This window comes from Cytophagia bacterium CHB2 (assembly GCA_030263535.1).
GTDB lineage: Bacteria > Zhuqueibacterota > Zhuqueibacteria > Zhuqueibacterales > Zhuqueibacteraceae > Coneutiohabitans.
The window spans coordinates 1-11973 of record SZPB01000199.1 but is presented as its reverse complement, the minus strand read 5'-3'; the positions used below and the strand labels follow the sequence as shown (position 1 = coordinate 11973).

10 protein-coding genes and 1 pseudogene are annotated in these 11973 nt (G+C 52.4%); 1 reads left to right on the top strand and 10 read right to left on the bottom strand.

Annotated features, from left to right (window positions below; genetic code table 11):
- The 4 genes from FBQ85_18105 to FBQ85_18090 form a co-directional block, all read right to left on the bottom strand.
- On the bottom strand, positions 1–1218 hold a 1218-nt coding region (locus FBQ85_18105), incomplete at its 3' end, for an isoquinoline 1-oxidoreductase (GenBank protein ID MDL1877048.1).
- Positions 1215–1688, bottom strand: coding sequence for a (2Fe-2S)-binding protein (locus FBQ85_18100; GenBank protein ID MDL1877047.1), 474 nt, complete (start codon positions 1686–1688; stop codon positions 1215–1217). The genes FBQ85_18105 and FBQ85_18100, both read right to left, overlap by 4 nt.
- A 300-nt stretch (positions 1689–1988) precedes the next feature.
- Positions 1989–3224: a hypothetical protein gene (locus FBQ85_18095; GenBank protein ID MDL1877046.1), complete on the bottom strand. Its 1236-nt coding sequence runs from the start codon at positions 3222–3224 to the stop codon at positions 1989–1991.
- 217 nt (positions 3225–3441) lie between these two features.
- Complete coding sequence (locus tag FBQ85_18090; protein MDL1877045.1) at positions 3442–4797, bottom strand: sigma-54-dependent Fis family transcriptional regulator; 1356 nt, start codon at positions 4795–4797, stop codon at positions 3442–3444.
- Positions 4798–5061: 264 nt separating this feature from the next.
- On the opposite strand from FBQ85_18090, the gene FBQ85_18085 reads away from it, so the two are divergent.
- Positions 5062–6237 (top strand): ATP-binding protein, encoded by a 1176-nt coding sequence (locus tag FBQ85_18085; protein MDL1877044.1) that lies wholly within the window; start codon positions 5062–5064, stop codon positions 6235–6237.
- 184 nt (positions 6238–6421) lie between these two features.
- Here the strand turns inward: FBQ85_18085 and FBQ85_18080 are convergent, their stop codons facing one another.
- The 6 genes and pseudogenes from FBQ85_18080 to FBQ85_18055 all read right to left on the bottom strand — a co-directional run bounded on the left by FBQ85_18080 (position 6422) and on the right by FBQ85_18055 (position 10717).
- Entirely contained in the window at positions 6422–6772 is a 351-nt protein-coding gene (locus tag FBQ85_18080; GenBank protein MDL1877043.1) for a hypothetical protein, read from the bottom strand.
- Positions 6769–7053, bottom strand: coding sequence for a hypothetical protein (locus FBQ85_18075; protein MDL1877042.1), 285 nt, complete (start codon positions 7051–7053; stop codon positions 6769–6771). Before FBQ85_18075 ends, FBQ85_18080 begins: the two co-directional genes overlap by 4 nt.
- A 639-nt stretch (positions 7054–7692) precedes the next feature.
- Positions 7693–8820, bottom strand: a complete 1128-nt coding sequence (locus tag FBQ85_18070) for a DUF1566 domain-containing protein (GenBank protein ID MDL1877041.1) — start codon at positions 8818–8820, stop codon at positions 7693–7695.
- A gap of 185 nt (positions 8821–9005) precedes the next feature.
- Positions 9006–9464 carry a hypothetical protein gene (locus tag FBQ85_18065; protein ID MDL1877040.1) on the bottom strand — a complete coding sequence of 153 codons (459 nt, stop codon included), beginning with the start codon at positions 9462–9464 and terminating at the stop codon, positions 9006–9008.
- Positions 9465–9865: 401 nt separating this feature from the next.
- Positions 9866–10273 (bottom strand): four helix bundle protein, encoded by a 408-nt coding sequence (locus tag FBQ85_18060; protein ID MDL1877039.1) that lies wholly within the window; start codon positions 10271–10273, stop codon positions 9866–9868.
- 99 nt (positions 10274–10372) lie between these two features.
- Positions 10373–10717: pseudogene (locus FBQ85_18055) on the bottom strand (DUF1566 domain-containing protein).
- Positions 10718–11973: the final 1256 nt, after the last annotated feature.

Below are 11973 nucleotides of genomic sequence, written 5' to 3'. Positions count from 1 at the left end.
GTTGCGTGACTTGCCGCCAAAGCCGCCGCCGACATACGGCGTGATGACGCGCACGTTTTCTTCGGGCAGGCTGAGCGCGCGCGCAATCTCGCCCTTGGCGCCAAACGGCGACTGTGTCGAGGCCCACACCGTAATCTTCTCCCCCTCGAATTTCGCGGTTGCGGTGTGCGGCTCCATTGGCGCATGCGCGACGTAGCTGTTCAAATAGGTTTCTTCGAATGCCATTGCAGCGCTATTTTGCCCGGCAGCGAGATCGCCGCCCTGCGCCACCACGTCACCCTCCGGTGCGAGTTTGAGCAAATGATCAAAAATGTTTTTATCATCGACATTCGCCGCCGGCGTGTCAAACTCGGCTTTGATTTTCTTCAAAGCGTTCTCGGCCACATCGGGATACTTATGCAGCACCGCCACCAAATCGCCCTCGCGAATGATTTGCACGCCGGCGATCTGTTGCGCCGCAGTTGTGTCAACACTCAGCAATTTCGCGCCATGCGCCGGCGGTCGCAAGAGGCGCGCATGCAACAAATCGGGAAATTGTATGTCTCCGGCGTACCTCGCCTTGCCCGTCACTTTTTCCCGAGCATCTCGCCGATTCACGGGCTTGCCGATGACTTTGTAATCCGCTGCACTTTTGAGTATGGCTTTTTCCGTCAACGTGCGCGCGATCTTCTGGCCTTTGGACAACTGCGCGTAGGTGACACGATTGTTCGGCTTGGCCGCTTCCCAAATGACCCCGTCTTTCACGGCTAAACGATCTTTGGAAATTTTGAGCTGTTCGGCAGCAAGTTCCATGAGCACCATTTTCGCCTCCGCGCCTGCGGCGCGCAGCGCGGGTCCGAAGAAGCGTGTGGACATGGAACCCCACGTGCCGCGATCGTACGGGCACAAGTCGGTATCGCCCATCACCATATCAATGACCTCCAGCGAAACCTCAAGCTCTTCCGCAAGTTCCTGGGCCAGCGAGGTGACGATGCCCTGTCCCATCTCGATCTTGCCGGTGAAGCAGGTCACGCGGCCATCTTCGCCGATGCGCAGATAGGCATTGAAATCCGCCGGGTACATGCGTTCCTGCGCTTCAAGCGAGGAAACAAAATTCGTGGGCGCGGCCCACAGCACAAAGATGCCGCCGCCCAGGCGTTTGAGAAAGTCACGGCGGCTGAGAGAATATTGCGAGACGACTTCCTCAAACGCGAGATCTTGATATTCGTTTTGCTTCATTTGTTCAGCCCTCCTTTCGCAGCGCTTTGAACGGCTTGCACGATGCGCTGATGCGCGCCGCAGCGGCAAAGATTGTCATCCATTCCCGCGATGATTTCAGCGGCGCTGGGCCTCGGATTTTTCAACAATAAGCCATAAGCGTTGAGGATCATTCCCGAGGTGCAGTAACCGCATTGCAGCGCGTCGTGTTCCATAAACGCTTGCTGCAGCGGATGCAGTTTATCGTTTTGCGCCAGCCCTTCGATAGTCGTGACTTCTTTTCCTGCTACGTCTTGCATTCTCAATTGGCATGAACGGATTGCTTCTTTGTCGAGCATAACTGTGCAAGCGCCGCACAGGCCTTCGCCGCAACCGTACTTCGTGCCGGTCAAGCCCAAATCCGTGCGCAACACCCACAAGAGGGTTCGATTGGCATCAACTCGCAAGCGTGTGGGCTTGCCGTTCAATTTGAACTGAATTGTTTCTTCCATATCAACCTCCAAGCTTGGTTATCCTGGCACAACACGAGCCGCTACCTCAAGGCCTAGCATGTAATGATTTTGCCACTCATCGCTGCCTAACTATCGCAATCCCGCGATGGAAAATATTATGCTGCTGCCAAAATGCAAGGAGTTTCTCACACCAGCCGTACTTCCCCTCCCAATAAAGGCAGCCGATTTTTTCAGGAAATTTTTAATCAAGGGCAGGAAAAGCACACGCCAGTATGTCTGGTAACTTTGCAACACGGTGCTGCCAGTTGTAAGCCCGAACTCGCATCTGCGGGCGCAATTTCAAATTTGCATGCGATTGCCGAAGTGATAAAATCGTAAGAACTCCAGCGTTTTGGCGGCGGGTGGTGAAAGATGGGACAAAATTACAAGGGGTGAAAGGCCGATGCCGACAAAGTATTGCGGTTTGACTTTCGGTTGAAAGGGATGGCGCACACCATAGCCCAAACCGATATGCAACGGCATGCCGAATTTGCGGTTGAGATCATATGTCAGCCAGTGCGTCATGCGCTCGTAACGTTTGACGGTATCATGCCGGAAAGGATCAGCCGGGGTGAGATAGCTGAAGCGCAAATCAAAATCTTGCAGAAAAGACACACGCGTTTTCGCCAACGCGAACCCGATGCCGGCAAAATTGGCGACCAGATCCGAATAACTCGCTTCGTCCTTCACCCGGCGGCCGTCAACATATTCGAGCGCCGTCATAATGAATGCCGAGGTGCCCGCGCCAATCCAATCGGCAACGGATTTCGGCACGCCCGCCCATTGATAAACTCCGGCAACCGCCTGCGTGATGCGATAGCTGCCTTGAAAATGCATCACCTCGTCGAACAGCAGTGTGTGATCTTTCGTCAAATCATTGCCAATTTTGAACGGCTGCCCGACTTTGCCGAACAAGCCGTTGTACTTCACAAATCCATAGCCTCCCATTCCCAGCGTTGCGGCCTGCACCAACGCCAACCGCTCCCAGCGAATGCGCGCGGGCGTTTCCAACATTTCATGAGGCGGCAACATTGTTTCATTGATGCGGTTCATCGGCGGCGAGAACGAAAACTCTGACGCGCGCGCGACCACCGGGGCTGCTTTTCTCGGCTGGGAAAGTTTGGGAGGAATAATGACATCCCGGCGAGGCTGCAACGCGGCCGGCCTTGAGGCTGCATCCAACATTGACTCGCTGGGGATTTCTGTCCGAACAAGGGATTGAGATTCCGCGCGCGCTGCGGGTTCCGGCATTGGTTTAATTTTTGGCTGAACCGGCAACTCGTGCAGCGAGGAGATCAGGAGCAGCAACCACAGCAAAGCCCAACGCACGATGTGAAAATCATGCCGCTGAGCCGGCAACGCAGGAATATTGGCAGGCTGCGAACGCTGCCAGAGTCGCCCGGTTTGGCGTTTTTCTTCGAACGGCTTAAACGCTGCCGCGGCGCGCAAGCGCTGTTGCTTTTGACGGCGCGCTTGCCTCGCACGGTATTTGCGTTTCTTCCCGCGTCGAATGGTTGCTTGATAAGGGGTGGCCATAATCGAACAAACGGAAATCTCGTTTCACGTCTGAGGGCGGCAATAGCAATGATTTAAACGGGAGGTGATCGAAAGAAGAGGTGATCGCACGGCGTTTCCCCTGCACGCAACACAACGCGTTCAAATATACACCGGCGCTGCTGAAAAGCAAGACTTTATTTGATGCAAAAATTACGAGATTGGCAATAAACGTTGCGCTGACAAAATTGTAAGACGATCACGCCTCCAGCCCCAGGGCTTTCATTTTTTTGTAGAGATGGCTGCGCTCCAGGCCAAGCATTTGCGCCGCGCGCGACATGTTGCCCTCCGCGGATTGCAGGCACGCCGTGATGTAGTCGCGCTCGACTTGTTTGCGCACCTCTTCGAGCGAGGCGCCAATCGGAAAGCGCGGCCCGGCAGTCGCATGAGACGTTTGCAACGACATGGGCAAATCCGCCGGCGAGATGGTGTCGCCCGGCGTCATGATCACGAGGCGCTCAATTGTGTTTCTCAACTCGCGAATGTTGCCCGACCAGTGGTATTGCGTGAGTTTCTCCAGCGTTTCCGGATTGAAATGTTTGCGCTTGAAACCGTTTTCGGCGCAATACAGCGCGGTAAAATGCTCGATGAGCACAGGAATATCCGCGCGGCGCTCGCGCAACGCCGGCATCACAAGCGGCACAACGTTCAGGCGATACCACAAATCTTCACGAAAATTGCCGCGCCGGACTTCTTCTTCGAGATTCTTGTTGGTGGCGGCCAGCACGCGCACGTCAACGCGCTGCGTTTTGATTCCGCCCACGCGCTCAAACTCGCCCTCCTGCAAAACGCGCAAAACTTTGGCTTGCACTTTCAGGCTCATGTCGCCGACTTCATCCAAGAACAATGTGCCGCAATCGGCAAGCTGAAATTTGCCTTCGCGGCTGGCGGTGGCGCCGGTGAACGCGCCCTTTTCGTGTCCGAACAACTCGCTTTCAATCAAGTCTTCCGGAATGGCCGCGCAATTGACTTTGATGAACGGCCCGCTGGCGCGCTCGCTCGACTCGTGAATGGCGCGCGCCGCCAGTTCTTTGCCGGTTCCGCTTTCGCCCAGAATCAGCACGCGCGTGTTGGTGGGCGCCACGCGGCTGATTTGTGCGCGAATGTTTTGCAGTGCCGGGCTGTCGCCGATCATTTCGAACTTGCCGGAAATCTCGCGGCGCAAACGCGAGTTTTCTTCCGCGAGTTGTTTTTGCACCAGCGCATTTTTCACAGCCAGCAACAATTTTTCCTTGGCAATCGGCTTCTCGATGAAATCATAGGCGCCTGCGCGCGTGGCCGCCACCGCATTTTGAATGGTGGCATTGCCGGAAACCATGATGACGATAGGCCGGTGCGGCAAACTCTTGAGCGAGGGCAGAAACTGCAAGCCGTCCATTTCCGGCATGACGATGTCAAGCAGCAGCAGATCGAATTTCTGCTCACTCAACCGTTGCGTGGCTTCGGCTGCTGAGGCGGCTTGCGCGACTTCATAACCGGCGCTTTGCAGAATCATTTCCATCGAGCGCCGGATGTTGGGCTCGTCGTCGACGACGAGGAGATGAGCTGGTGTCATATCAGATTTTTGTGAGAGCCTTGTGAAGAAATCAAGGGGTGTGGCCGAAAACCCCTTTGTTGCATAATCAATGAGGCTAACCATCTGTTTTCGAGTACGTGTTTTGAGCGAAGCAGACTTTTCGGCTACACCCGAAGGCCACATTACTCTGCGAGGGGAAGAAAGGCAAGCGGAATCTTCAGCATTTATTACACTTGCCTTTTATACGATGCCATCGTATAATTAAGCCACTTACTATACGATGCTATCGTATGAGGAGGCCTCATGCCTGACTTAGCCGAAGAACTCTACAAATTCAATCCTTGGTGGGAAGGCGTTTCTCAACCGGATTTTGTCGCGCGACCGCAATACGCGGCGTTTTTGCAAGCCAATCAAGCCAACTCTGACATTATCATTCTCACGGGCATTCGCAGGATTGGCAAGACGACGTTAATGAAGATGTTTATTGCCGAATTGTTGAAGGCATACGAGCCACGCTTCATCCTCTATGCTTCGCTGGATTCTCTGGCGCTGGAGAAATTTTCCATCAATGAAATCCTGCGCGACTATCGCAAGATTCATGGCCTCAAGTTGACGGACAGGGTCTTCTTGTTCTTTGATGAAGTCGCTTACCGGCCCAAAATCCATCAGGAGCTAAAAAATCTCTATGATGCAGAGCGCGTCAAAATCTTTGCTTCCGCTTCTTCCGCTGCGATCCTGCGCGATACGCACGGCTTTCTCACGGGCCGCTCGCGGGTGCTCGAAGTGCTGCCGCTCGACTTTGCCGAGTTCCTCAGTTTTAAAAAGCTCGAGCCGCGCCGCGCCGAAGGCTATCTGCTCGAAAAGAGCTTTGACGAATACCTGCAAACCGGCGGCATTCCTGAATATGTTCTGACCGGCGATATCAGTTATCTTGATAACCTCATCGAAAGCGTGATTCACAAGGATATCATCGCGCTCCACGGCGTGCGTGATGTGTCCGGCGTGAAAGACTTCTTCCGCTTGCTGATGGAACGCGCCGGCAAGCAATTCACCATCAACAAGGTGGCCAGGATTTTCGGCGTGTCACCGGACACCGTGCGACGATACCTGGAATACTTTACACAGACTTTTCTGGTTTATACCATTGAGCGCTGCGGCAAGCTCAACGAGCGGCTGCGGTCGCCCAAAAAATTGTATGCCGCCGACGTGGGCATGCGCAACCACCTCACCGGATTTCGCGACAAGGGGGCGATCTTCGAGAATCTTGTGTTTCTGAAGATCAAACAACGCGGGCCGTGCTACGTCTATCAAAACGGCGTGGAGCTGGATTTCCTGGCCGGTCAGGTTCTTTGCGAAGTCAAGCTTGGGGGCGAACTGACGGCAAAACAGCAAAGCTTCTTTGCGGCATTCCCGGCGCGCAAGAAAGTATTGGTGCAAGGCATGCAGGATTATTTGAAGCTGGAGGAACTGCTGGCGTAATCTCGGCGAGGGCTTACAGTATTTTTCTTTTATTTCTATTTCCGGCGCATCTTTTGAGTCGGCTTTAGCTGGCCACAGCGATGAGACCCGAATTTGACTTTGGCGAGGATGATCTTCAAAAAATCTTTCGAAGCCGCTCGCTCTGCAAAAGCACTGAAAATGATTAAAAAAAACGAATGATCGCTTATGCACTTGCGTTATCAAGCTGCTGACGGATATAGGCGAGCACTTTCTGCAATGTCATTGGCAGCGATTCTTCAACGCCGCGGGGCGTGTGTACATGAAAGGGAAACATCGAGAGATAGGGATGATGCGGAGAGTTGTCCCAACGCCGGATAAGCTGTAACTGCTGATCAAGCCAATGAAATGAATACTTGCGATCCCCATTTAGAAAAACATAATCACGTACATGCAATATTGAACCATCAACAAAATCGATTTGGGCGACAAATTCGTAGGCACCCCCATATTGCCGAAATCGCTTGATTTCATAAGAGGTGACAATCTGCGAATGCGCTTCGATAATCCCAATCACGATTCAAGCTGCAATTTTTGAACTTTATCACGCCAATAGCCTGCCCCCTCCTGGGCAAACTTCCACGCCAGGTAGTCGTCGTGTTCAACGAAGTCTTCCTCAGACTGGGAATGAATTTTCTTTTCGAACTCCGCAAAGGATAGTCCGTATTTGCTTGCAAAGGCTTCACACTCTTGCGCAAATTCGGCGGCCTTTTGCGAAGCGTTGAACAACGCCGTTTCACGCACGGCGTTTTTGGGGGAAATACCCAACTCTTTCAATACCGCGCTCGCCGTAGTCATAAGCATAATCCTCTACTCAAATCGCTTTTGAGGCCTTGAACAGCGCGGACCGGCTGGTCAGAAGCCGATCTGTTCTTAGGATTCTCGCTTAAATAACTTGCCCATATCGCAAACCGCGAATGGACGCTAATAAACGCGAATTTTGAAATTAGCGAATATTCGCGTTCATTCGCGGTTTCAAAAATGAGTAAGTTATTTAAATGGCACTTCTTATTTTAATGCATCGGAATATAACGTGTCGATTCACGAAAAGCAAGATGGGGTTGATACGCTGGAGGCAGATTAACACACTTGGCTGACTGTTCAGGATCGCGAGGATATTGATGACAGCGCCGCGTATGCCCGCCAGCTTCGCACACGTTAATTCCACGTCACTACAATTATATGTCATTCTGGAAGAATCTTGTGAAGTTTGAAGCCAGGCTGAATTTTCGCCAGAGGTTTTCAGAAAATGACAAAGATGGAGTTGATACCATTGTCCAACCTTACGAAAAAGCCGCAAACCCTGAGTTCGATCCTCGTTTTCATTGATATCTTGGTGAGGATGATTTTCCAAAAATTTTTCGAGCCCGCTTGCTAGCGCGCGCTCTGCAACTGCAAAAGAAAAGAATCAAAAAAGAAAAAGAACCAAATGATCGATTATCCGCCCCGCACCACACGGACGAAGCTGAGGTAGTCGTCAACATGGTGGCGGTTGCAATGCCCATCGCTGAAATGGACCACCCACGCCGCGCTTTCGTCATGGTGATCAGATGTCCAAATCCACTGTTGTTTGTGATCAAACACGCGATCAAGATAGAGTTCGCCGTGTTTTTTCGACTCCATTAGCGACATCGCTTCTTCCAACGTGGGCAAGCGCCAATCGTCGTATCCTGCAAAACGCTTCTCATTCAATCCGCGCACGTACTGTTCTGCCTCTTTAAAAACCATCGTGCCATCCGAGCCGGACTGCTGCCAAAGCAGGCCGGTGGTTTTATCCAGCACGAGTTTCTTGCCCTCCCGCTCCAGCGGCTCATATTGATGCACCACACCCTTACCATTTTTATTCTCATAGGCGTCAAAAAAATTCTTCTCGCCCAGCATCTTTTTGACTTGCTCGCTGGAAAGGTTGTCAGTCGGCTGCGACCGTAGTATCAATTTGGGCGAAGACTTTGGCAATGGCGCAGGCTGCAAGCGCGCCAGCTCTTGTTGCAGTTTTTGATGCTCGCGCTGCAGTTGTTGCCATTGCGTCTTGGGCACAGCAGCGGCCAGCAGTGCGTCTTTTATTCGTAATTCCCCCAACAACTTCTCGCGTTCGCTTTTAGCAATGAACGCGTCAAACGGCTTGAAATCCTGCACGGGATTGCTCGGGTTGCGGCCCCAGTCGTCGAAGCTTTGCAGCGATTCCACGATTTGCGCTTGCAATTGCAGCAGGCCTTTGACCGATTGTTGATAAATAATGCAGCGGTAATTGCGGATGTCGAACGGCAGCTCTTGCGCGTTTTGCGCGATCATGATCGTCTTGTTGTCCAGCGCATGCGCCACGCCCATCTCATAAAACACATTGGGGTTCTTATCGGTGATCTCGGCAATCACCACGTCACAAACAAAAAGCTGCTCGATGATTTTGCGGTTGATATTGAAATGCCCCTTCAACTGATCCACCCGCACCGCCGTAAAGCCCGCGGTTTTGCACGCCGGCGCAATGCCGTATTCAAACACTTCCCAGCGCTGCTCGCTGAAGGGCATGATCACAAAACAAGTCTTCTCATTTTTCACATTCGCCATGTTTACCCCTGAGGATACTCGATAATCAATTCCGGCAGACGTTCTTTGGTTGTGGGATTTTATCAGAGAGCCCGGGGCAGCGCGGTATCGCCGAGGCGAGAATCAAGACATCGTGGCGTTCTTGCGCTGCTTCCCAACGCCGGCTTTGCTCGAGTTGATCCATAAATGCATAAAACGATATTTGCCTATTGGAATTTGACAATCAAAATCGGTAATGCCGGTTCGTTCTGCCACGGTTCGGCCGTGGCATCTACTGTGGTCAAGCCACGGCCAAGCCGTGGCTGAACATTACTGAACTTGAATGTAAACTTCATCAAGGTGGCAAAAGATAGAGTGTCAATTCGCGAAAAGCAAGGTACGGCTTGGGCTTTCAGCCACGAAAATGGTTTTGATTGAAGGCGATTTTCCAAAAAATTTCGAGGCCCTCGCACTGCAACAGCCCCAAAATGATCAAAAAAGACAAATGATCGTTTTCCCGCCCCGCACACCACACGGACGTAGTAGTTGTTGTTCTCAACATGGTTGTTGTTGCAATTGCCATCGTTGAAGTTGACCACCCACGCCGTGCCTGGCCCCGGCACTTGCGGCTTACGTAGTCCCCGCTCCTTGTGGGCGGTTGTGGCGTCATGAACATCGCTGTTCAAGAGCGCCCCGCAAGGGGCATATGTGTCAAACTAAGGGTTTTGGAGAAAACAAAAACCCCGAAGGGGCGGCATGTGAAAGCTTGGGGCAACGCCCCAAGATAAAGTCTAACTCAAACTCGGAGCGCCAACGGCGCGAAATAGAATGGGCCAGGCCGCATACGTAATTCCATTTCGCCCTTTCAGGGCTAAAATTTTGACAAATTCTTTCTTTCCAGGGCGTTGCCCTTTGCTATCACATTTGTCCCCGTTGGGGACTGGCGCTTTTCGTTACCTTGACCTCTATGCCCGCAAGGGGGCGGGGCTACCAGGCCCGCGTCCAATCCATCCCCGCCGCAGCGGAGTAGGATTGCCGGTTGACTTATGCCTCGCTCAAATTTTTGCGAGGCGGCCGGGGTGCACAATCATCTGTCGGCGCGCTCCGCCTGCTCACGGTCGTGAACAGCGGATTCCGGCCGTCCGCCTTTTTGCAGCGTTGTTCTCAGCCAGCCTTCGTTCTGCCGGCAAATATCCACCACCTGATTGATGCACTGTTCGAATGCATTGAAATTGGCAAAAGCCTTTAAATCCTTGCACAGCCGCACAGTGATCTTCAAATCTTCGAGCCGCTCGCGGTTTTGCTGCAGCAACGGCGCCCGTTCTTCCGAGTTGTTGGCGGCGCGGATGAGGCGCAGCACTTCGCGGCTCAAATTACGGAGCTCCGTGCCGAGGGTATATTTGTGGTAGCGGCTGAAGCTGCGCACCACGGTTTCGATGTACACCGTGAGATCGTACGCCTTTTTGTAAATGGGGAGATGCTCGTATTGCGCCATGGCAGTTCTCCTAAAAAAAATTTTTCTAACCGCTTGCTAGCGCACGCTCTGCAACAGCAAAAGAAAAGAATCAAAAAAGAAAAAGGGTCAAATAACCGATTATCCGCCCCGCACCACACGGACGTAGTAGTCGTAGCCAACAGGGTTGAAGTTGCAGTTACCGACGTCGAAAAGGACCACCCACGCCGCGCCTTCGCTATGGTGATCAGATGTCCAAATCCAGCGTTGCTTGTGATCAAACACGCGATCAAGATATAACTCGCCGTGTTTCTTCGACTCCATCAAGGACATTGCTTCTTCTAATGTCGGCAAGCGCCAATCGTTACAGCCCGCGAAGCGCTGCTGGTTCAACTTCAGAACGTACTCTTGAGCAGCTTTGTAAGTCATAGAATTTCCCGAGCCAGATTGTTGCCACATTAGACAAGTGGCAGAATCAATAACCACTTCGTTGTTGTGATACTTTACGTAATGATGAACGAGCCCTTTGCCATTCTTGTTTTTGTTCGTATCAAAAAAGCCTTGCTACTTTAGCATGAGATTGACTTCATCCCCAGATAATTTCGCCAGAGCCTTTGAGCGTAAACTTCGCACAAATCCGCTCAAATCAGCAACGCTGGCGTCAAAAGGAACTGGCTTATTTGAAGCAAGATGGTCTTGGATCATTTCTAAAAGGAATTTCTTCATCTGATCCGTCCATTCCAACCCGCAACAATCTTTCTCGCCGGCGGTGAATCGCTTCACAAACAAATATCCCATAATCGAGCGATGCGCGAATTTGAAATTGCCCACAGCGTCACGATTGAGCAGTGAGCGGCCGGAAACATGCCAGTCGGCCAGCGGGATATTCCACAATTTCGCCAATCCTGCCAGTTCTGCGTGCGGAATGCGTTCAGCGCCGCGGCGCTTGCGATTGACATAGAGATCAACTGCCAGACGTTCGGAAAACTGGTGCAACAGTTCTTTTTTCAAACCCGGAACAATGCCCTCTTCACGCACCAGCCAGGCTTCTACCATGTCTTCATAAAGCTCAAAGGAGTATTTGATCTCGCGGTTGGCGCGCACCAGATCATCGATGTGGCTGAGCAGCATGGGCCGCACACTCAAATTTGGAATCTTTTGCACCATGTCTTGCGCGAGCCTGCGGCGGCGTTGCGCAAAGGGATAGCGCCGTTTGAGATAGGCCTGCACTTGTTCATCGGTAAACGGCGAGAGGTAAAGCTTGTGAAAAACATATTGCGCCTTTTCGCCGGCAGCCTTGGGCCCAATCTTCACAATGCCGGTTTCGCTGGGGATTTCTTCTTCTTTCGGAAAAAACTGCGTGCGACAAGTGATCAACACGCGGCTAAAATCACGCGTGAGCGCCAAGATATCGCGCAAGCGCGCCACGTGATCGACGATGGCAAGCGTGTCTTCATCCAGCGCGTCGAGAAACAGCACGGTGTTGTTTTTGTTTGCAATCTCTTTGATGCGAGCGTCGGCGTCAGGAATGCCGAGCGGGACAAGGGCCAGATCAAATTTTTTGCGGCGCTGGCGCAGGTGACGCGCATAATAATTGAGCAAGAACGAAGTTTTGCCCATGCCGGAGTCGGCCAGCAGGATCAAGTAGCGATATTCGGTGGGGTGATGCAAGGCAACATTGACGACTTTGAAAAGATTGTCTTTGGGGTTGAACGCCAGATTACGCGGTTCCTCCGCGCCGG

Bases quoted from the DNA above. Each gene is read 5' to 3' on its own strand.
- FBQ85_18060 (MDL1877039.1), bottom strand. From the start codon at position 10,273: ATGGCGCAATACGAGCATCTCCCCATTTACAAAAAGGCGTACGATCTC.
- FBQ85_18085 (MDL1877044.1), top strand. From the start codon at position 5,062: ATGCCTGACTTAGCCGAAGAACTCTACAAATTCAATCCTTGGTGGGAA.
- FBQ85_18070 (MDL1877041.1), bottom strand. From the start codon at position 8,820: ATGGCGAATGTGAAAAATGAGAAGACTTGTTTTGTGATCATGCCCTTC.
- FBQ85_18090 (MDL1877045.1), bottom strand. From the start codon at position 4,797: ATGACACCAGCTCATCTCCTCGTCGTCGACGACGAGCCCAACATCCGG.
- FBQ85_18075 (MDL1877042.1), bottom strand. From the start codon at position 7,053: ATGACTACGGCGAGCGCGGTATTGAAAGAGTTGGGTATTTCCCCCAAA.
- FBQ85_18100 (MDL1877047.1), bottom strand. From the start codon at position 1,688: ATGGAAGAAACAATTCAGTTCAAATTGAACGGCAAGCCCACACGCTTG.
- FBQ85_18095 (MDL1877046.1), bottom strand. From the start codon at position 3,224: ATGGCCACCCCTTATCAAGCAACCATTCGACGCGGGAAGAAACGCAAA.